The sequence below is a fragment of the Streptomyces sp. NPDC051677 genome, from assembly GCF_044453465.1.
Classification (GTDB): domain Bacteria; phylum Actinomycetota; class Actinomycetes; order Streptomycetales; family Streptomycetaceae; genus Streptomyces.
In genome coordinates this window covers 15,437-33,150 of sequence record NZ_JBITCT010000076.1, presented here as the reverse complement: position 1 = coordinate 33,150, position 17,714 = coordinate 15,437, and the positions used below count along the sequence as shown (strand labels likewise).

Here is a 17,714-nt window from a genome sequence, read left to right as displayed (position 1 = left end):
TCGGCTGGAAGACCCCCGCCGAAGTCTTCGAAGAACAACTACGCTCACTTCAACAACCCGGTGTTGCATCGACCGGTTGAACTCGCCCAGTACACCAGCCGGGCCTTCGCCGACGCCTGCCGCCAGGCCGGCGTCCGCCAGTCCATGAGCGCGATCGGCAGCTCGGCGGACAATGCGCTCGCCGAATCGTTCAACGCAACGTTCAAACGCGAGACGCTCCAGGGCCGCAGGACCTGGTCCAGTGAACGTGAGGCCCGTCTGGACGCGTTCCGCTGGCTCAATCGCTACAACACCCGACGCCGTCACTCCCACCTCGGACAACGCAGTCCCATCGCCTACGAGACGGCACTCGACACAACATCAACTACCCTGGCCCAAGCCGCATAGCCCGTGTCCAAGATTCCGGGTCAAGGCCCGTGGGAGTACTTGCCCCAGGAGCTGGGCTTCGGTTCGGGCATGACCTGCCGGCGGCGTCTGGCCGCCTGGAACGAGGCCGGCGTCTGGGGCCAGCTGCATGTGCCGCTGCTGGAAGAGCTGCGGTCGAAGGACAAGCTGGACTGGTCGCGGGCGGTGATCGACTCCTCCCACGTCAGAGCTGCCCGCAGGGGCCCACCGCAGGCCTTGGCCGGCCAACCGGCATGAAGAACAAGCACCGTGCACGGGAGCACCCCGTCGGGAAACAGGACAAACCAAACCTCGCGGCAGCCAGCACAAGCAGCACAGCTGCATAAACGCCAAGCTAAGACGGGACACCAGAACAGAGCAACCGAACCCCTGAAGATCACTGCTCCGTCACACTCTGGTGCCGATCGTGCCCGGCACTGCGGTGGCAGGGTCGCTCGGGCGCAGCACCTGGCCGGACATCAGATGTTCGATCAGGGCCAGCAACAGGTCACGGCTCGTCGGGCGCTGCCGGAGGTCGCCTACGAAAATGGGTGTGTGCGGGGCGAGGTCGAGTGCCTCGCGGACCTCCGCCACGGTCCGATCCTGGTGCCCATCGAAGCAGTTGACGCCTACGACGAACGGAATGTGCCGGGCTTCGAAGAAGTCGATCGACGCGAAACTGGTCTCCAGCCTCCGGGTGTCCACGATGACGACGGCGCCGAGGGCCCCGTGAACCAAGTCGTTCCACATGAACCAGAAACGCTCCTGGCCGGGCGTACCGAAGAGGTACACCACCAGCGAGGTGCTCACGGTGATCCGGCCGAAGTCCAGCGCCACTGTCGTGGTGGCCTTCCGGCTCACTCCGTTGATGTCGTCCACGCCGACACCCACTAGGGTCAGGTGCTCCTCGGTGCTCAGCGGCGCTACCTCGCTGACGGCCCTCACCATAGTGGTCTTGCCCACACCGAACCCACCCGCGATCAGTATCTTCACCGCCGTTGGCGGCTGGGCCAGAGCTGAGTATGGATCCCGCCTCCCTACCTGATCGTCAAAGTCGGAGGAGGCCATCTCTCACCGCCTTAAGGAGTGTCATGTCAGGTTCTTGCCCTGCCTCGACCACCACCGGTGGCCGGGCCGTCACTCTGCCGAGCGATATCAGATCGCACAGGAGGATCTTGGTAACCGCTACAGGCAGATTGAGCTCGGCGGCAACCTCGGCGAGCGCAACAGGCGTGCGGCATTGCCTGAGGATCGTCCTGTGCTCGGGCTGCAGCCCACGTCCCGTCGACGCTTCATGTAAGGCAGCCACTGTCGCGATCACGGTGATGAGGGTGAGGTCGTCTCGTGCCGAATTCGTGCGCCCCTGGGTGATCGTATATGGCCTGACAAAGCTCTGCTCCGCATACTCATCATCCGGTGACACGTCCGCCCAGTGGTTCACCCACGGTCTCCCCCGCCCTCGGCTTCACTCGAGAAGGGCAATGCCCAAGATTGAGCAGGCTCCTGCACGACGCGTGCCTCGGCGCCTAACCGTTGTCCGACCTGCTGCACCAGGGTGTGCATCGCCACGGACAGCACCTCACCGTCCGTCTCCTGACCCGCGACCACTGCAAGGTGAGTTTCCCGGCCGGCGGAACTGACGAAAAGCCAGAGGCTGTCGAGCTCGATGATGACCTGATGAACCGTTCCGCCGCCGAAGACCTCGCCAAAGCCACGGGCCAGGCTCTGTTGGCCGGTGGCAATAGCAGCCAAGCGTTCGGCATCGACCCGCGAGATGTCGCTCGACTGGCTCATCACTAAGCCGTCGGCGGAAAGCAGGACGGCGCTTCTTGCACCCACGACCTGATCAACCAAGCGGTCGAGCAGCCAGTCGAGGTCGGAGTGAGTAGCGGTTGTTCGCAGAGTCATTCCTTGTCTTCCTTCCGGGTCCGGTCGTCGCTCGGCGAGAGGTGAGCGGACTGATCGAAGTCGGGCCCGAAGCGGGCCTTCCGCGACTGTCGTTGAAAGGCACCGACCATCGAACCGGAGCGGTGCGATTCGGTCCGCCGGAACGACGGATCCGGCTCGGCTGTGTCGACGTGCGGCACCTCGGCGTATGCAGGGCGAGGAGTTCTCAGTTCAGAAGCCAGGCTGGCCTGTCGCACCCTCCGGGGCAACGGGCTCGCCACCGCCTCGGAGGCCACTGCACCTTGTGCGGGCGGCCGCGCCCAGGGACCAATGAGTGGGCGCCCTGTGGATTCCGGCGTGTTTGCTGGAGACGGGGGCTGTCCGGGCCATGAGCCATTGAGGTCGTCGCCCGACCCTGCGGGAGAGGCGGCGGTGAGCGTGGCATGGCCGGGGGCGGGAACGTTCAGCGGCTCCGTTCGCTGTCCCTCAGACGAGATCAGTTCTCGTGGCACCAGAACGACCACCCGGGTGCCGCCGAAGGATGAGGGCCGCAGCTCCACGCACAACCCCAGGTTGGCTGCGAGCCGTGCCACAACATATAGCCCGAGGCGGGCATCGTCGCTGCTGCGGGACATCACATCCAGGTGAGGCGGGTTGGCCATCAGATGGTTGGCCTCGGCGTACTGCTCGAGGTCCATGCCCATGCCGCGGTCCTCGATCTCGACCACGACACCACGGCCCACCCAGGACACAGACACTTCCACCGGAGTTGGCGGTTTCGAAAAGGAAACCGCGTTCTCCATCAGTTCGGCCAGGATGTGCACCAAGGGGCCAACGGCGCGCTCGGACATCCAGATCCCGCCCTGGGTATCGATCCGAATACGTCGGTAGTCCTGAACTTCGCCCTGCGCGGACCGCAGCACGTCCAGCAACAGTACGGGCTTGCGCCAGCGCCGTTGGGGCTGGCCGCCGCCCAGGATCACCAGGTTTTCCTCGTAGCGGCGAAGCCGGGCGGCTAGGTGGTCGATGTCGAAGAGCCCTTCCAGGATATCCGGGTCTTCGTGCTGCCGTTGCATCTCGCCAAGGCGTTTCATCTGCATGCCGATCAGTAACTGAGTGCGTCTGGCGATGCGTTGGAGGAGCCGCTCGAAGCCACGGTGCTGCTCGACCTCTCGCGAGACCGTCTCGAGGGCGCTGCTGCGGGCCTGATTGAGAGCCCGGGCAAGCATGCCTAATTCATCACTGCCGGTGGGAACTTCGGGTAGTTCAGTGTCCGCGTCGATCGCCTCGCCCTGACGAAGCCGCTCGACCAGGTTGGGCAGTCGGGTCTGCAGTTCCAGCGCCGCGTCACGCAGAACGAAGATCCGGCGGCGTAGGGTTCTGGTCAGTCTCAGTGAAACTATGAAGACCAGCAGCACGGCTGCGCCGCCTAGGACACTGTTCACCACGACCTTCCTCATCAAGGCGTCAAGCTCGCTCTGGGTGGTGACGGCAAGGTCGTCGGTGAAAGCACTGCCGGCCCGCGCAAGCTCAGTGGCTATCGCACTGTAGCTCACGTCCCACTCCTTGCCGAGCTGTGCGGGCATTGAGGTCCAGTGTTCCTGAGTGGAATCCGTGGTGGCCAGGGCTGACTGTTCGATCCGGGCCTTCTTCTGCCAAGCCGCGCCGGAGAGCACCGCCCGGTAGGCAGCGGCGTACTCGGCTGGTAGCCGCAGCACGACCTTGTCTCGGTATATGTACTCCTGGTTGCCGATCACCGCAGTCAACTGTGTGCGCTGTGCGCCGGTGAGGTGGCCGCTCGCCGTTGCGGCGTTGAGGATCGCATTTTCTCGCGAGAGCATTTCCTGGCCCCATTGCGCGTCGAAGACCGGCTTCGCGCGAGCGGTGATCTCTCCGAACCCCACATTGGCGAAATCCTCGAACAACTGCATGTTCGATGCGATGACACCGGTGTAGTCGTCGAAGACCTGCTCCTGTGTGGTTATTCGCCGATCGACCAAGTCCCGATACTCGGGGAGTTGCCCCAGACGTCTACCGAGCTGTTCATAGTTGCTCATAAGACCGGCCGGCACGGATCCTGAGAAGGATTGCAAACGCCGGACGGACCGGTCTGTGAGCTTCCGTTGCTTATCCAACCCCGGCAGGCCAGCTGCGGGGTCGGCGAGGGCCAGGACACTGAGTTGCCGCTCCGCCTGTAACCCGTAGAGGACCGAGGCGACCGGTTCCCCCAGCCGCTTGCCCTCACGGGTTAGGTCATCGACGCTCTTCCAATTGTCATAGAGCCGAGCCGAGTCGATCGACCACAAAGAGACCAGGACGACGCTGGGTACCATCGCCACGAGGAACAAAATTGCGCGCAGCGACAGTCCGTGTTTCGGAAGTGCTTTCTGGCCGCCTTGCCTGCGCTCGACTTTACGGCGTGCCCGCTGTCTTACCGCTCGTGCGTGAAGTGCCACAGAAATCCCCGGCATGCTGGCGATGGCGGACTCGTCCGAGAGGTCCGCGCCACTGTCAGGGGGAGCCTACTCATCAACCCACCCACCTCAATGGTCTGTTTCAGATGACTTGGAGCCTGTGCTCCGCGTGATGAAGTGCGTACGCCCGGTGGCCAAGTGCCCGAAGGCCCCTCACTCTCCCCAGAAGCTAGCCCTGCGTATACAAGATCCCCATGAGACTTTCACAGACGGTTACGGGAACGCACACAAAGAGGGCATGTGCGCCCTTGCTCGGGGCCAGGCCGAAGGGGGCCGATCGAGCTTGAGGATCCGAGATGCGGCAGGGTGATCAGACTAGCCGTCATGGACGAATGGCGTAGGTTATCTACGCTATTTAAAGTATCCGACATAGCCGACTTCGACTCGCTTCCTGGTTTCCCGGTCTCCACCTAGAGGTTGTCCCGTAACTGGTGTGGCACTTGGTGCGTTGCTCGGTCACGGGTGGGGTGATTTCAGCGGATGATCCGAAGTGGATCGGGCCGTTCTCAGGGCTGACCGAGGTGCAGTTCGCCAAGCTGGTGGCGTTGGTGCGGCACCGCGGAGGTGACGTTCAGCGGGGCAGGCCGTGGCGGCTGCCACTGGCGGACCGGGTCTTGCCGGCGGCCACGTATTGGCGCACCTGACGTTCCGGCAGGTGGCTCGGCTGTTCGGGGACTCGAAGTCTGCAGCCGACCGCATCCTCGATCACCTCGCACCGCTGCTGGCGATCTCACCGGCGGGTCGGCCCCGCAAGGACACCGTCTACATCGTCGATGGCACCTTGGCGCCCACACGCGATCGCAGCATCGCCGCCTCCAGCAAGAACTATCGGTACTCGACCAACCTGCAGGTCGTCATCGACGCCAACAGCCGCCTGGTCGTGGTGATCGGCATCCCGCATCCCGCTGCCCGGCAGTCGCAACGACGGCCGGGCCTTTGCTGAGTCCGGTGTCGACCGGGCCTGCCGCGGAACCCCGGTCATCGCGGCAGGCGGCTATCAGGGCACCGGCGTCCTCATCCCGCATCGTAAACGGCGCGGACAGAAGCGTCTCAGAGGTCGTTTTTTCCCGTTGTTTCATCCTGTGATGCGGAGTTGGTCCCCTGTTGTCGGGTCGCGCCAGGAGATCGTGTTCTCGCCGGTGAGGCGGCGGGCCATGAGGTCGGTCATGGCGAGGTGGATCACGGCTTCGCAGCGGGCGGGAAGGGTTTCGTACTATTCCGCGCTTCGAGTTATCCCGAGCCGACGCGATCCGTGCAGGTCAGTGGGGTCGCGCGCTGACAGGGCTCGGCATAACAGGGCGAGGTCAGAGGCTGTCGAGGAAGGCGAGGACGGGGTCGGGAGCCGTGTAGCGGCCCGGCTTGGTGTCGGGTGGTGTGGTCCGGGCGAGGGCACGTTCTTTGAGCGTCATGTCGGCGTGCAGGTAGATCATCGAGGTTTCCTGTGACTCGTGGCCGCGCCAGAGGGCGATGACGGAGGTATCGGCCCCGGCGTGCAGTAAGACCATCGCCGCGGTGTGCCGGAGTGTGTGGGGTGTGACGTTCTTGGTGCGGAGGGATGCGCAGGACGCGGCTGCGCCGGCAGTGTGCTTGGCGACGAGGCGGGCGACGGCGTCCGGGCTGAGACGGCCGCCGCGGCGGGAGCAGAACAGCGGGTCGCGTGGCTCTCCGCCGCGTTCGGTGAGCCAGCCGCGCAGGACGGTGACAGTGGTGCCGGTGAGCGGGGTGGCCCGGTCCTTGCGGCCCTTGCCGTGGCAGAGGACGCGCGGGCCGCGTCCCAGCCAGAGGTCTTGGAGTTGGACGCCGGTGAGCTCGAAAGACGCGTAGTCCGGTCTGGACGGCCAGGTGCAACAGAGCGTGGTCGCGGCGCCCCCACCAGGTGCCGAGGTCGGGTGCGGCGAGCAGAGCCTCGATCTCGTCCCGGGTCAGGTAGCACACGTCGCGCCTGTCGACCCGTTTGGAGGGAATGGCCAGCACCTGCTGGATCAGGGCGGCGTGCTCAGGCGGGTGGAAGGCGGCGTAACGGAACAGCGAGTGGATCGCCGCCAGTCGCGCATTGCGGGTGGTGGTGCCGTTGCCCCGGCCGTTTTCCAGGTGTTTGAGGAAGGCGCTGATCAGGGCGGCGTCGAGATCGCCGAGGTCGAGGTCGGTGGGCTGTTTGCCGGTGTGCTGGCTCGCGTAGCGAAGCAGCAGCCGGATGGTGTCGCGGTAGGCGACGACGGTGTGCGCGCTGGCCTGGCGCTGGTGGGCGAGCGGTCGGTGAAGAAGCCCTGGATCAGGGGTGCCAGTGACGTCATGGGAGCTCTCCGAGGAAGGCGTCGAGCCGGCCTGCGGCCAGGGTGAGCAGTTCCGGGGCCGCCTGGAGATACCAGTAGGTCGAGACCGGATCGACGTGGCCCAAGTAGGTGGACAGAAGAGGAAGTTGTGCCTGGATGTCGGCTCCGGCCCGGTACCAGTCGAGCATCGTCGCGAGGCAGAAGGTATGTCGCAGGTCGTGGATGCGGGGTTTGCGTCCGCCCGTCGCGGGCCGGATCCCGGCGGCGTCGCGGAGCTGGGCGAACGTTTCGGAAACATGGTGGGCATCCAGGCGGCTGCCGTGTGTGTTGACGAAGAACGCCGGGGTCCTGGTCACCGGCTGGAGCTGGTCACGCCGCTCGTCATAGGCGTGCAGGGCGCGAGCGGTACTGGGGTGCACGGGAACCTCGCGGGCCTTGCCGAGCTTGCCCGCCCTGATGGTGAGCACCCCGGCGTCCCAGTCGATGTCGGTGCGATCGAGGCGACAGGCTTCGCCGACCCGCATGCCGGTGACGGCCAGCAGGCCGATCAGGGTGGTGTAGTTGAGCGCCCGCAGCGGATGCCGCAGCGCGGCGGCGGCCGCCATCAGCGAGGTGATCTCCTCCGGAGTGAACAGGTGCGGGGCGATACGGCGGTAGCGCTGGGGCATCAGGTCCGCAGGCGGGATCTGTGTGGCCGGGTCGAGGGCGTGCAGGTGCCGGGCGAAGATCCGCGCCACGGTAGCCGCTTGTTCCAGGAGGCCGGGTTCGCGCCGGGCGCGGTTCGCGTGGCCCACGCGACCGCCAGGTCGGTGGTCACGGTGGTGGCGCCGGTCTCTTCGAGGTAGTCGATGAAGCCCATGAGCATCCTGCCGTGGCCGTCCAGCGCGAACCCCAGCTTCCGCCGCATCGCCAGATAGCCCTCCGCGTGCTCGCGCAGGCCGGTCATGGCGCCTGTCCGGGCCAGGGCCGGGCCAGCTCGCGGAGCCGGAGGCGGTTGACCTTGGCATAGATCGCCGTGGACAGCTGGGAGCGGTGCCGCAGGACCTGGCCGATCTCGGGCAATGGCGCTCCGGCGGCCAGCAGGTCGCTGGCCACGGTGTGCCGCAGCCGGTGGGCGCCGAGCCGCGGCAGGCCGGCCCGCTTGCAGGCATGAGCGACCACAGCGCGGACGCCGTCGGCGGTGACGGGTCGGTGAGGGGCACGCTCGGAGAGGAACAAGCAGGAGGTGGAACAGTCGGAAGGGCGTCCGTGCAGCAGGTAGTCGGCCACGGCCTCGCCAACATCGGTCGGCAGCGGAAGCGGTCGGTGAGCCCGCCCTTGCCGCGGACCGTGAGTTCACCTGAGCGCCAGTCGATGTCGCCGACCTCGATGGCGGCGGCCTCGCAGGCGCGCGGCCCGAGCCGGACCAGAACGGTCAGGATCGCGAAGTCGCGCCGCCCGGCGGGAGTGCTCCGGTCGCAGCCGGACAGCAGTGCGCTCACCTCACCGGCCGTCAGCCGGCCGGGCAAGGTGGCGAGCCTCCGGTTCGCCACGGTGGGCACCGCGTCGGCCAGCGGCCTGCTGATCCGGCCCGTGACGAACAAGAACCGCAGCAGCGACCGCAGAGCGGTGACCATGCTCTTGGCGTCGGGGACACTGCGGCGCACGGCTCCCTCCAAGACGAAGCGGGTGACATGCTCGCCGGTCAGTTCGGCCAGACCCTGCGGCAGCGGTGGGGACACCGTGGACAAGAACGCCCGCACCGGCGGCAGGTAGCGGCGGACCGACACCGCAGCCAGCGCGCGCTCCTCCCGCAGATATCGCCGGTACTCACCCAGCAGCACGTCCACCTCGCTGTCGCCGACGGGAACGAGCCCCTGCGGAACTGCTCCGGACGCCCGCAGGCCAGTGAGCAACGGCACCAGAGCGCGCGGGGTCGTCCGCTTCCGGTAACGGTGCTGACGCTCGACGAGGAACTCGGCGATCACCTGCTCGGTCAACGCGGACGGCCCCAGCCCACGAACCCCCATCCAGCGGCTCAAGTGGGCCGTGAGCTGCAAGCAGTTCACAGGCGGACTTGGCCGTATAGCCCTGGTGCAGCACTGCGACGCACAGGCCGGCCGCGTACGGAGCCAGCGGCCCGGTCACCACCACTCGCGACGGATCACGTTCATACATGACCGCCCTCCCAACTGGGCTCCCACCAGTCAGGCAGGCCGAGCCGCCGAACGCGACCCCTGCGTTATTCCGATCGTTCTACGCCTGCTTACCGCTTCTACCTGCACGTATAGCGTCGACTCGGGATAACTCGAAGCGCGGAATAGTACGAATTACCCCGAGCTCGGGGTAATTCGTAGTCGCGGGCCAGGCGACGGTGCAGCACCAAGCAGCCGTACGTGCGCTCGACTGTCCACCTCTTCGGGATCGGGGTGAAGCCTCTGCTTCCGGGGGCGCGGGCGGTGATTTCCATGTCGATTCCGAGGGTGGCGGCGTGCTCGACGAGGTGCTGGCGGTAGCCGCCGTCGACCCACACCTTGCGGATCGTGGGGTGGGCGGCCGCGACCTGGTAGACAGCGCTCAGGGAGCACCCGCAACTCCAGCGCGTCTTCTACGACTTCATGTCCTCCTGGTCGGAAATGGTCAAGCGGTACCTGGTGGAGCGGCTTGACCTGACGGGGGTCTCGACTCTGCTGGACTGCGGTGGCGGACACGGAGTCAACGCGATCGAACTCGCGCGAGCCCATCCGCACCTGCGTTTGACCATTCTCTCGCCGACGCGCCACTGGCGCACGGGCCACGCGATGAGCTGGTCCCACTGGCGCAGGCGCCACCAGGCCATCGCCGGACTGCTGCCACCACCGCCGCCACACCCGAGGTCACGAACTCCAGCCACCTGACGGCATATCAGCCGAGTGCACTCAGAAACCCGGTCCCTGACCAGCGGCGATAGCAAACTGCGACTGGAGCGCTAACCGACCGGTAGGGACGTTTGACTCTGGTGTACACCGCAAATCGACCAGGAAACTTAATGAAAGCAGAGAGCGGCCCGCCCCCCGGGCCCGCTGCTCCTGCCGGTTCCGCAGCGTCCGATGCGGACATGCGGATCCGCCAGGCAAGGACAGCCCACCGAACAGAAGGAACACACGCATGCATCCGGACATGGATTCGGCCAAGTCACCGAAAAGGAGTGCCCGCGGGCACAGACGAGGCTCCCGATGGCTCAACACGAAGTTCCTGACGCTCTTCCTCGCCGTTGCCACGCTCCTGGGCGGCGCCGCCCTGGTCGCCCCCCAGTTCCAGGAGAAGGCCAGCGCCATTGACGACGACAAGGACATCGGCTGGGACATGAGTGGCGGTACCAGCGCCTACAACGCGATGATCGAGGCCGTGCGCAAGCGTGCCACAGAACGGGCGTCGGGTCAGGGATCCCCGACGCTGCGGGAGGGGATCCTGCGCACCAATCCCGCCAACAGGGACCTGTTCTCGATCGATGTGACCAACCGCAACATCGGCCAGTCGCCGACGACTCCGGCCGGTTTCCGGATTCTCATGCGCGCCAGCGACCTGTTCGTCGTCGGCTGGCTCGTGGCGACGCCCCAGGGTCAGGAACAGGTCTTCTTCTTCAGAGACGACGACACGGGCTACCGGGGACAGACAGGGAACGCCACACCCAACGCCGTCTCGTTCAACGGCAGTTACACCGAGATTGAGAGGGCGGCCGGCCCCGGCCGGGGCCGTGTCGGCGTGAACGCCAATCCAGGGACATGGGAGGAGGCCTACCGCAACATGATCGCCACGGCAGCCGGGGAGTCGGACGAGCAGACCGTCGCCCGGGCGATGCTGATGTTCATTCCCGCGATCGCGGAGGGTGCTCGGTTCGACCCGATCCAGACATCCTTCGCCCCGACCTTCCAGGGCAGCAACAGTCACGTGGTCACACCGGCCGAGGGCAAGCTGATGACCGACTGGGGCAAGGCGTCCAAGCAGGCACTCGACAGCCTCAACACCGGATCAGCGATCGACTTCACCATCGACGACCCCCAGACGCCAGAAGTGGACTTCAGGGCGACCACGATCCAGGCGATGGCGACCATCCTCGCGATCTGCCTGCTCTCCGAATGACCCACCCCGCCGAGCAGGCCCGGTCGGTGTTTCGGTGTCCGTCCGGGCCTGCTCGGCGCGGTGGCCAAGGATGCCGGTCCTGGGGATATGTCGCAAGCCATCGCTATGTGCGCGACGGTGTGGTTGGCGGGGACGTTCTCGCTGTCGTGGCACGGTACTTGTCCGCTTGAAAGTGACGGCGGCCCTTGCGTAGATGCCTGGTGATGTGGGTCGTGGCGGGCGGCGGTGATCTCGCTGGCCCGGCCAGGGCGGGCGAAGGAGATCCAGATCAGGTTTCCCTTCTCGTCGGTCGGTGCGAGGAAGAGCAGGCCATGGACCTTGTGTTTCCCGCTGTATTTCTTGCGGTTGTCGGCGTACTCGCCTATGTGGCCCTGGCAAGATTTCCGTGAAGCAGGCGCATGCCACCGTGCGCCGGTGACGCTCCGTCACGGGTAGCAGCGTCGGAGGTGCGCCATGAGGACGACGCGGTGGCGCAGGAGCGGAACACCGGCGCGGCCAGCCATGATCCTCTTCTGGAGCTTCAGATCCGTGATGCGGCCTTCGTTGACGCCGGAGTTGAACGGGGTGCTGATCCCCTGCACGACTGCTGGCTGGTCTTCGCGAATGGCGTTGGCCAGGCTCGCCAAGGCAGGCAGGCCAGAGTCCGCGAGTTGGTCGAGCCAGTCCGGCAGCGGGGCGGCGTCGCAGGCATCGAGCATGGCCGCGAACTGCCTTACCAGAGTGTGGGTTTGGTCGAGCTCCGGGCAGTGTTCGAGCAGTCGATGGAGTGCCTCGGTGGCGTGCAGGCCGCGCCGGGGCGGTGTGGTGGTGATCCACCGGGCGACCTGGCGGGGCGAGGGTGGCCGCTCGCGCGGTGTGTCGATCGGCAGACCGCGACGGAGCGGCGCGATGGCCATCTTGACCCGCTGGTAATGGCCGCGGTAGCCCTTGGCGGCGATCTCCTGGTGCAGCACGGTCGCGGTGTGCTCGCCTTCCTCCCACCGCTGCCGCAAGTAGTCCAGATACGGGTCGAGGCTCGTGGACCGGCGGGGCGGTGTGCGGCGTATGCACTCCTGCCAGGATCCAGCGCGTGCGTACTTGGCCACGGTGCGGCGGCTCAAGCCGAGTTCGCGGGCTATCGCGCTGAGACTGCGGGCTGTACCGGTGTATCCCTGGACGGTCTCGAACAGTCGCTTCGCGTGACGGCGAGCGGGAGTATCGGCCGCCTCACACGGTTCGTGCGACGGCGGTGGGGCCGGTTCGGGCTCAGGCACCGCGGCGGTCAGGCAGTCGCGGTGGGCCGCGGCGATGTCCGAGACCCGCTTCGACAGCCCCTGCCACAGGTGAAAACGATCGCTGACCTGCACCGCCTCCGGGGCTCCATCTGTGATGCCCTGCCGGTAGACCAGCGAACCGTCCCGGCACACTACCTCGACGCCGGGATGCGCACGCAGCCAGGACGCCAGTTGCTCGGCATCGCGCCCGGCCCACAACTCGATCGGCAACCGCCTGTCGGCATCCACGAGCAGCGTGCCGTAGACGTCCGCGTACAACGCGAAGTCATCCACGCCCAGCACCCGCGGTGTCACGGCCGACGGCAGTCCCATGCGCATCAACTGGAACAGCACACTTGTCCGCGACAACGGCGTCTTCAAGATGCGCAGAAGCCGGGCCCCGCCCCGGCCGGCGAGCAGCACCCCGGCCATCTCGACCAGATGCTGCAGCAGCGGACTGCGACGCTGATAGCGCACCGTCAGCCCCTCCACCTGCTCGGCAAACGTCCGCCGACCGCAGTCCGCACTGTCACAGAACAACCGCCGCACCATCAGACTGATCAGCACCGGGCGGCCACCGGCAGCGACATCGGCCAGCGTGCGGGAGTACCGGCTGTGCACCCGCGCAGAACCGCGACCGCAGTCCGGGCACGCCACCATCAACTCGCGGGTGCAGGCTGCGATGCGGACCACGCCGCCCGCCACCCACACTCGCTCCACCCGCACCGCATCCAGATGCGGAGACAAGATCTGTACGAGGTCATCACACTCGCTGACAGTGCAGCAACCTGTGACGGAGCGTCACCGCACGGTGGCATGCGCCTGCTTCACGGAAATCTTGCCAGGGCCGCCTATGTGCAGAGCCGCGTACGGATGAACGTGCAGAGCAAAGAGACCTGTGAAGCGCGGGCGTCGTGGTTCGAGATGATGGGGTGGTGTCTCTTCGCTATTTCAATCAGACCGGCTGGACCGCGATCTTCAATGGTACCGACACCGAGATCGGCCGCATGGTGCGTGTGGAGGGCTGGGACCAGGCGACCGGGACGGCCCTGGTCGTCGATCCCAAGCGGGGTGCCCTGCGTCCAGTGACGGACTACGAGGACTTTTCCCACCTGGAGCGAGCTGACCAGGTCGTGGCCGCGGTGCCTGGTGGAGGGTGGCGGGTGCATTGGAAGGATGAGGGGCCAGGGGGGACACCGTTGACGGAACAGGTGCTGGCCTGGCTCATCACGTCGCAGGGGCGGGCGACGGCCATCACGGTCGATGCTCAGGGGCATGTCGAGGATGCCGATGGCGCCGACGCCTTCATCCCGCCGGGCGAGGTTCCGGTGTCTTGATCGCAGTTGGTCAGGCCACGTCGTTCTCTCGCTCGATGGCCTGGAGGCGGTTCTTGAGCCGGTAGCTGGGGCCGTTGATGGAGATCACTTCGCAGTGGTGGAGGAGTCGGTCGAGGATGGCGGTGGCGAGGACCTCGTCACCGAAGACCTGGCCCCATTCGCTGAAGGTCTTGTTCGAGGTCAGGATGATGGAGCCCTTCTCGTAGCGTGCTGCCGCACTCGAGCTATCCCATGCGCTGGTCGAGTGGGTCACCATGCTCATCGTCACCCGCGAGGGTGACGCCGCTCAAGCTCCCGCCGTACCAGCATGCTCTGACCGATCTGGTGTACCTGCATCGGCACGACGCTCTGGCGCAGCTCGCCGCCGGCTTCGGTGTGATCCTCGGCGCCGAGTTCCTGGCGGCCACCGGCGGCGACATGACGGTCTTCGGCACTGCTGACCGTCTCGCCGGCTTCGGCGGCGGCGCCCCGGTGGCCCGCGATTCCGGGAAGATCAGCGGCAACCTGCGGCGGCCGCAGCGCTACAACCGCCGCCTCCAACGCGTCTTCTACATCTCTGCGTTGTTCAGCATCCGGCACTGCGATGAGTCGCGTCAGTTCTACGACCGCAAACGCGCCGAGGGCAAGCGTCACACCCAGCCCGTCCTCGCCCTTGCCCGCCGCCGCGTCAACGTCCCACTGATCTCTTCGGATTGTTGTCGGGGGTGGTGACGTGTGGTGATCCCTGCAGTAGGCCGGTGATATGCGGTACGCGCAGGGTGGTGGGCTGACCGCGGAGCGGCGGCAGTTTCGTGAACGGATCCGGTACGAGGCTGGCGAGCGGTTCGCTCGTGGTGAGAAGACCGTGGTGATCGCGAGGGATCTGCGGGTGAGTGAGCGGTCGGTGGAACGCTGGCTCCGTGCCTGGCGGGACGGCGGGACGGCCGCGCTCGCCTCCACGGGGCCGCCGAAGCTGCCCAAGCTGCGGACGGCCAGTTCGCCGAGCTGGAGATGGAGTTGGCTCTCGGGCCCGCCGAGTACGGCTGGGAAGATCAGCGGTGGACCCTGGCGCGGATCAGAGCGCTGATCGCCTTCAAGTTTCGGATCGACTGCTCGTCGGCCGCGGTGTGGCGGCTGCTGCACCGGCACGGCTGGTCCTGGCAGTGTCCCGCCCGCCGGGCACTGGAGCGCGACGAGGACGGGGTTGGCCTATGGAAGAAGGACGTGTGGCCGCAGGCGGAACGACTGCGGCGGCGCTGGGAGCCTTCATCGTCTTCGAGGACGAGGCCGGGTTCTCGATGACGCCGCCCCGTGCGCGCACCTGGAGCCGGCGTGGGCACACGCCGGTGGTGCGGGTGCGGGGCCGCTCCTGGCGCCGCTGGTCGATCGCGGCGATGTGCTGTTACAAGCCGGGTGAGACCTCCCGGCTCATCTACCGGCCGCGCCGCCACCGCAAGCACCGGGGCCAAGGACGCGACACCTTCGCGTGGAGCGACTACCGCGACCTGGTCGTGCGCGCACACGTCCAGCTCAAAGCCCCCGTCGTGTTGATCTGGGACAATCTCAACACCCACCGGGCCGCCGGGATGCGTGACTACGCAGCAGAACACGACTCGCTCACCATCGTGCAACTTCCCTCCTATGCACCCGACTTGAACCCAGTGGAAGGCATCTGGTCGCTGTTACGGCGTGGTCCACTGGCCAACGCCGCCTTCACCGACGACGAACACCTCGAACGCACCCTCCGCCGAGGCCTGCGTCACATCCAGTTACGGCCCGACCTGATCGATGGTTGCCTTGCCGGCACCGGACTCACGCTCACCCACCGGCCGACAACAACCCGAAGAGCTCAGTAGGAATCACTGTCCCGTGGATCCAGGACCAAGGCTCAAGGCCCGTCCTACTCCGTTTGGCCGATGTGCTGCACAGATGCTTCACCCTATCTTTGCGCCAAGTCCGTGCGGCGCCCAGCACCAAGGCGGCAGCTCGATTGCCCCCGAACTGCAAAAGGCGGCTCACCTGCTGAGAAACCCGAAACAGCGGCTCACGCCCAGCACCGTCGTTACCTGCGTGGCGGCCAGTGAGGCGTAGGCCAGGCTCAACCACGCAGGTCGTGTTCCTACGCATGTGGGCCATCAATCGAAAACGATCAAAGGGAGCACTGATGAAGTCATCCAGTCAGAGCACGCGCCGATCCCGAATCATGCTTACTAGCGCAGTCACCTCCTGTGCGCTTGTGATCGCCAGCGCGGTGTCGGCGGCGGTCACCTTACGCCGAGTTGCCACACCCGCAACCGCCCTCGCACCAATCTGTACCGGGTCTGAGGGCCAGGTCCTGAGGCTGGCCTTGGAGGGATACACCGTTACACGGATCGCCAACTTGTTGCACGCGTCCGTCATCTGGATGCAACAGACCTTGAACGGAGCCGTACGGGACTGCTCCGGCGGCATCGGTTGATGCACCCCACCGGCATTCAGTGGGAGTACCTGCCACAGGAGTTGGGGTTCGGTTCCGGGCCTACCTGCTGGCGGCGGCTGGCCGAGTGGCAGGAAGCCGGGGTGTGGGAGGAAACGGCGGCCGGCACGGGCGCCGATCACCCCGACCTTGATCACGGCCGCTGCCTGACGCCGCCCGAGCACCTGTGCTGGAAGGCGCTCCACATCGTCGAGCTACTTGACCTATCGGCGTTCGAGAACACCTACCGTGACGACGGGCGCGGCGTGGTGGCCTACCCTCCCGCGAGCCTGATCGCGCTGCTCCTGTACTGCTACAGCAAGGGAGTGCGTTCCTCCAATCGCATCGAGCAGGCTTGCTGGGACGACATGGGCTGCCGAATCATCACCGCGAACCGCCGAGTGGACCACTCCGCCGTCGCGCAGTTCGCACGACGCCACCGTGCCGCCTTGAACTCACTGTTCGTGCAGGTGCAGGTGCTGGCGCTGTGCGGCCGGCGTGGCCTGGTCGATCTTTCGGCGGTGGCTGTGGACGGCTCACCGATGGAGGCGAACGCCTCGCGCGACGCCAACCAGCGGCTCCAGCGCCTGGGTCCGCCGGTCCCGATGGTGCGCAAGACCGTCCTCGTGCGCCAGCGAACGCGACTGGTGAAGATGGGGGCCTGGCTGGAGCGGGCCCGCACACCCCGACCCGTCCCGTCCCCGGAGTCCCGTGCTTGCCTGAGCGATCCCGACTCCAGGCTGATTCCCGGCAAACGCGGCGGCTACCTGCAGGGATACAACATCCAGATCGTCTGCGCCCGCCGTCAGTTCCTGCTGGTCATCGAAGCGCACGACAATCCCTCGGACAGGACGGCCCTCGTTCCCAGGGTGAAGAAGACGCAGCACAATCACCGGGCCGCACGGCTCCCCGGCGACATCCAACTCTGGCTCGCCGACAGCGGATACGCCTCCGACGCGTCCTTCGAGACCCTCGCCGACCTCCCGCTACTGGTCTCGGTCACCAGCGATGCCGACCAGGCAGGCCTTCCCGCGAAACGCCAGCAGGCCCCTGCCGGCCAGCAGGACATGGCGGCCCGCCTTGCCACCCCGACAGGACGGGCCCAGTACCGTCAACGCAGTGCTCTGGTCGAGCCGGGATTCGCCCAGATCTTCCAACGCTTCGGACGACACCTCAACTACCGCGGCCGCCACGCGGTGCCTCGCGCTCGGCATGAATCGTTGCCCCGAGCGCACATAGCCGCTTGACCTCTGCGGCTGCCGGGGCGCAAGCGGATCGATGACCGCAAGACGCTGCAGGGTGCTGTGCGCTGCCCTCGCAGACCTCCGCGTAGGCGAGAGTGCGCAGAATGTTGCCGCTTGCCGCTTTGGCTAGTGTCGTGACAGAGAATTCGCCCGGGAAAAAATTGATCGTTAACACCAAGATCATTTGACGACAGAATCTGGACCCGACCAATACCTCTTGACTCTTCAAGTTCAGCCGCTAAAGTTGACACCATGAATTCCGCCAGGGACCAGCACCCGCCGGATTCTACTTAACAATCCGCGCATTGAGCAAAACATCCTGCCGGA

Annotated in this window: 15 protein-coding genes and 11 pseudogenes; 12 read left to right on the top strand and 14 right to left on the bottom strand. The window is 66.3% G+C overall.

Annotated elements, in window-relative coordinates; translation table 11 throughout:
* Positions 1-84: 84 nt before the first annotated feature.
* Positions 85-387: pseudogene (locus ACIBAF_RS45395) on the top strand (transposase); the annotation flags it as partial.
* 30 nt (positions 388-417) lie between these two features.
* Positions 418-603: pseudogene (locus tag ACIBAF_RS45390) on the top strand (IS5/IS1182 family transposase); the annotation flags it as partial.
* Between the two features lie 189 nt (positions 604-792).
* On the opposite strand, the gene ACIBAF_RS45385 reads toward ACIBAF_RS45390, so the two are convergent.
* The 11 genes and pseudogenes from ACIBAF_RS45385 to ACIBAF_RS45335 all read right to left on the bottom strand — a co-directional run.
* Positions 793-1,452: a GTP-binding protein gene (locus ACIBAF_RS45385; protein WP_399472024.1), complete on the bottom strand. Its 660-nt coding sequence runs from the start codon at positions 1,450-1,452 to the stop codon at positions 793-795.
* Positions 1,433-1,825, bottom strand: coding sequence for a DUF742 domain-containing protein (locus ACIBAF_RS45380; RefSeq protein ID WP_399472022.1), 393 nt, complete (start codon positions 1,823-1,825; stop codon positions 1,433-1,435). Before ACIBAF_RS45380 ends, ACIBAF_RS45385 begins: the two co-directional genes overlap by 20 nt.
* On the bottom strand, positions 1,822-2,292 hold the full coding sequence (locus ACIBAF_RS45375) for a roadblock/LC7 domain-containing protein (protein WP_399472020.1): 471 nt from the start codon (positions 2,290-2,292) through the stop codon (positions 1,822-1,824). Before ACIBAF_RS45375 ends, ACIBAF_RS45380 begins: the two co-directional genes overlap by 4 nt.
* Entirely contained in the window at positions 2,289-4,604 is a 2,316-nt protein-coding gene (locus ACIBAF_RS45370; protein ID WP_399472034.1) for a nitrate- and nitrite sensing domain-containing protein, read from the bottom strand. Before ACIBAF_RS45370 ends, ACIBAF_RS45375 begins: the two co-directional genes overlap by 4 nt.
* Before the next feature lie 966 nt (positions 4,605-5,570).
* The gene (locus ACIBAF_RS45365) at positions 5,571-5,639 is read right to left on the bottom strand and encodes a hypothetical protein (protein ID WP_399472032.1); all 69 of its coding nucleotides are present in this window, start codon (positions 5,637-5,639) and stop codon (positions 5,571-5,573) included.
* 181 nt (positions 5,640-5,820) lie between these two features.
* A pseudogene (locus ACIBAF_RS45360) lies at positions 5,821-5,958 on the bottom strand (IS5/IS1182 family transposase); the annotation flags it as partial.
* 91 nt (positions 5,959-6,049) lie between these two features.
* A pseudogene (locus tag ACIBAF_RS45355) lies at positions 6,050-6,544 on the bottom strand (tyrosine-type recombinase/integrase); the annotation flags it as partial.
* A 274-nt stretch (positions 6,545-6,818) separates the two neighbouring features.
* A pseudogene (locus ACIBAF_RS45350) lies at positions 6,819-6,935 on the bottom strand (integrase); the annotation flags it as partial.
* Positions 6,936-7,035: 100 nt separating this feature from the next.
* Positions 7,036-7,755: a tyrosine-type recombinase/integrase gene (locus ACIBAF_RS45345; protein WP_399472018.1), complete on the bottom strand. Its 720-nt coding sequence runs from the start codon at positions 7,753-7,755 to the stop codon at positions 7,036-7,038.
* On the bottom strand, positions 7,686-7,964 hold the full coding sequence (locus tag ACIBAF_RS45340; protein ID WP_399472016.1) for a hypothetical protein: 279 nt from the start codon (positions 7,962-7,964) through the stop codon (positions 7,686-7,688). The genes ACIBAF_RS45345 and ACIBAF_RS45340 overlap by 70 nt, the downstream gene beginning before the upstream one ends.
* Positions 7,961-8,323, bottom strand: a pseudogene (locus tag ACIBAF_RS45335) (tyrosine-type recombinase/integrase); the annotation flags it as partial. The pseudogene ACIBAF_RS45335 and the gene ACIBAF_RS45340, both read right to left, overlap by 4 nt.
* 48 nt (positions 8,324-8,371) lie before the next feature.
* On the opposite strand from ACIBAF_RS45335, the gene ACIBAF_RS45330 reads away from it, so the two are divergent.
* Positions 8,372-8,773 (top strand): hypothetical protein, encoded by a 402-nt coding sequence (locus tag ACIBAF_RS45330; RefSeq protein ID WP_399472014.1) that lies wholly within the window; start codon positions 8,372-8,374, stop codon positions 8,771-8,773.
* Between the two features lie 499 nt (positions 8,774-9,272).
* Here ACIBAF_RS45330 and ACIBAF_RS45325 read toward each other — a convergent pair.
* Positions 9,273-9,563: pseudogene (locus ACIBAF_RS45325) on the bottom strand (IS5/IS1182 family transposase); the annotation flags it as partial.
* A gap of 25 nt (positions 9,564-9,588) precedes the next feature.
* Between ACIBAF_RS45325 and ACIBAF_RS45320 the strand changes: the two are divergent.
* Together ACIBAF_RS45320 and ACIBAF_RS45315 are read left to right on the top strand one after the other, a co-directional pair.
* Positions 9,589-9,894: pseudogene (locus tag ACIBAF_RS45320) on the top strand (methyltransferase); the annotation flags it as partial.
* A 250-nt stretch (positions 9,895-10,144) separates the two neighbouring features.
* A complete protein-coding gene (locus ACIBAF_RS45315; protein ID WP_399472012.1) occupies positions 10,145-11,119 on the top strand; it encodes a ribosome-inactivating family protein in 975 nt (324 codons plus the stop codon).
* A gap of 425 nt (positions 11,120-11,544) precedes the next feature.
* On the opposite strand, the gene ACIBAF_RS45310 is transcribed toward ACIBAF_RS45315, so the two are convergent.
* Entirely contained in the window at positions 11,545-13,077 is a 1,533-nt protein-coding gene (locus ACIBAF_RS45310) for an ISL3 family transposase (protein WP_399472010.1), read from the bottom strand.
* A gap of 230 nt (positions 13,078-13,307) precedes the next feature.
* On the opposite strand from ACIBAF_RS45310, the gene ACIBAF_RS45305 reads away from it, so the two are divergent.
* The gene (locus tag ACIBAF_RS45305; RefSeq protein WP_399472008.1) at positions 13,308-13,709 is read left to right on the top strand and encodes a hypothetical protein; all 402 of its coding nucleotides are present in this window, start codon (positions 13,308-13,310) and stop codon (positions 13,707-13,709) included.
* A gap of 10 nt (positions 13,710-13,719) precedes the next feature.
* Here the strand turns inward: ACIBAF_RS45305 and ACIBAF_RS45300 are convergent.
* Positions 13,720-13,917: pseudogene (locus tag ACIBAF_RS45300) on the bottom strand (ATP-binding protein); the annotation flags it as partial.
* A gap of 46 nt (positions 13,918-13,963) precedes the next feature.
* Here ACIBAF_RS45300 and ACIBAF_RS45295 point away from each other — a divergent pair.
* The 6 genes and pseudogenes from ACIBAF_RS45295 to ACIBAF_RS45270 all read left to right on the top strand — a co-directional run bounded on the left by ACIBAF_RS45295 (position 13,964) and on the right by ACIBAF_RS45270 (position 17,390).
* Positions 13,964-14,420, top strand: a pseudogene (locus ACIBAF_RS45295) (IS110 family transposase).
* 31 nt (positions 14,421-14,451) lie between these two features.
* Positions 14,452-14,775, top strand: a complete 324-nt coding sequence (locus ACIBAF_RS45290) for a helix-turn-helix domain-containing protein (RefSeq protein WP_399472006.1) — start codon at positions 14,452-14,454, stop codon at positions 14,773-14,775.
* On the top strand, positions 14,700-14,990 hold the full coding sequence (locus ACIBAF_RS45285; protein ID WP_399472004.1) for a winged helix-turn-helix domain-containing protein: 291 nt from the start codon (positions 14,700-14,702) through the stop codon (positions 14,988-14,990). Before ACIBAF_RS45290 ends, ACIBAF_RS45285 begins: the two co-directional genes overlap by 76 nt.
* Positions 14,987-15,544 carry a transposase gene (locus ACIBAF_RS45280; protein ID WP_399472030.1) on the top strand — a complete coding sequence of 186 codons (558 nt, stop codon included), beginning with the start codon at positions 14,987-14,989 and terminating at the stop codon, positions 15,542-15,544. The genes ACIBAF_RS45285 and ACIBAF_RS45280 overlap by 4 nt, the downstream gene beginning before the upstream one ends.
* A gap of 610 nt (positions 15,545-16,154) precedes the next feature.
* Positions 16,155-16,256, top strand: a pseudogene (locus ACIBAF_RS45275) (transposase); the annotation flags it as partial.
* Positions 16,248-17,390, top strand: coding sequence for a transposase (locus tag ACIBAF_RS45270; protein ID WP_399472028.1), 1,143 nt, complete (start codon positions 16,248-16,250; stop codon positions 17,388-17,390). The pseudogene ACIBAF_RS45275 and the gene ACIBAF_RS45270, both read left to right, overlap by 9 nt.
* Positions 17,391-17,714 lie beyond the last annotated feature (324 nt).

Coding starts and splice junctions, on each gene's coding strand:
- ACIBAF_RS45385 (WP_399472024.1), bottom strand. CDS start 1,452: ATGGCCTCCTCCGACTTTGACGATCAGGTAGGGAGGCGGGATCCATAC.
- ACIBAF_RS45375 (WP_399472020.1), bottom strand. CDS start 2,292: ATGACTCTGCGAACAACCGCTACTCACTCCGACCTCGACTGGCTGCTC.
- ACIBAF_RS45370 (WP_399472034.1), bottom strand. CDS start 4,604: ATGGTACCCAGCGTCGTCCTGGTCTCTTTGTGGTCGATCGACTCGGCT.
- ACIBAF_RS45340 (WP_399472016.1), bottom strand. CDS start 7,964: ATGACCGGCCTGCGCGAGCACGCGGAGGGCTATCTGGCGATGCGGCGG.
- ACIBAF_RS45330 (WP_399472014.1), top strand. CDS start 8,372: ATGTCGCCGACCTCGATGGCGGCGGCCTCGCAGGCGCGCGGCCCGAGC.
- ACIBAF_RS45315 (WP_399472012.1), top strand. CDS start 10,145: ATGCATCCGGACATGGATTCGGCCAAGTCACCGAAAAGGAGTGCCCGC.
- ACIBAF_RS45290 (WP_399472006.1), top strand. CDS start 14,452: ATGCGGTACGCGCAGGGTGGTGGGCTGACCGCGGAGCGGCGGCAGTTT.
- ACIBAF_RS45285 (WP_399472004.1), top strand. CDS start 14,700: ATGGAGTTGGCTCTCGGGCCCGCCGAGTACGGCTGGGAAGATCAGCGG.
- ACIBAF_RS45280 (WP_399472030.1), top strand. CDS start 14,987: ATGACGCCGCCCCGTGCGCGCACCTGGAGCCGGCGTGGGCACACGCCG.